This window comes from Synechococcus sp. W60.3 (assembly GCF_047502615.1).
Classification (GTDB): domain Bacteria; phylum Cyanobacteriota; class Cyanobacteriia; order Thermostichales; family Thermostichaceae; genus Thermostichus.
This window is the reverse complement of sequence record NZ_JANSHJ010000004.1, coordinates 1-768: the sequence shown is the minus strand read 5'-3', so window position 1 is coordinate 768 and position 768 is coordinate 1. Positions and strand designations below refer to the sequence as shown.

The 768-nt window shown below is 59.5% G+C and carries 1 protein-coding gene; it reads left to right on the top strand.

Annotated features, from left to right (window positions below):
• A partial coding sequence (gatB, locus tag NW846_RS02175; RefSeq protein WP_414515237.1) for an Asp-tRNA(Asn)/Glu-tRNA(Gln) amidotransferase subunit GatB occupies positions 1–768 on the top strand: 768 nt, incomplete at both ends.

Genomic DNA, 768 nt, shown 5'->3' with positions numbered 1-768 from the left:
GCTCCAAGATCTTCTCCAGCAGCGCGACGGCCTTTGGCGCTCCCCCCAACACCCAGATTGACCCCATCTGCATGGGCCTGCCCGGCACCCTGCCGGTGCTCAACGAAAAGGTGCTGGAGTACGCGGTCAAAGCGGGTTTGGCCTTGAATTGCACCATTGCCCCCTACAGCAAGTTCGACCGCAAGCAGTACTTTTACCCCGACTTGCCCAAAAACTACCAAATCTCCCAATACGACCTGCCGATTGCTACCCACGGCTGGATTGAGATCCAGCTCAGCGACGGTCGTACCAAGCGCATCGGCATCACCCGTCTGCACATGGAAGAAGATGCGGGCAAGCTGGTCCACGCTGGCAGCGACCGCCTATCGGGATCCAGCTACTCTTTGGTGGATTTCAACCGGGCGGGGGTTCCCCTCATCGAGATCGTCAGCGAGCCGGACATCCGCAGCGGGGAAGAGGCAGCCGAGTATGTGCAAGAGCTGCGCCGCATCCTGCGCTATGCCGGGCTGTGCGATGGCAACCTGCAGGAGGGATCCCTGCGCTGTGATGTGAACATCTCGGTGCGTCCGCTGGGATCCCAGACCTTTGGCACGAAGGTGGAAATTAAAAACATGAACTCCTTCAACGCCATCCAACGGGCCATCGAGTACGAATTCAACCGCCAGGTCAAGGTTGTGGAGGCGGGCGAGCGGATCGTGCAAGAGACCCGCCTTTGGGAAGAAAACAGCCAGCGCACCATCAGCATGCGCAAGAAAGAGGGATCCAGCG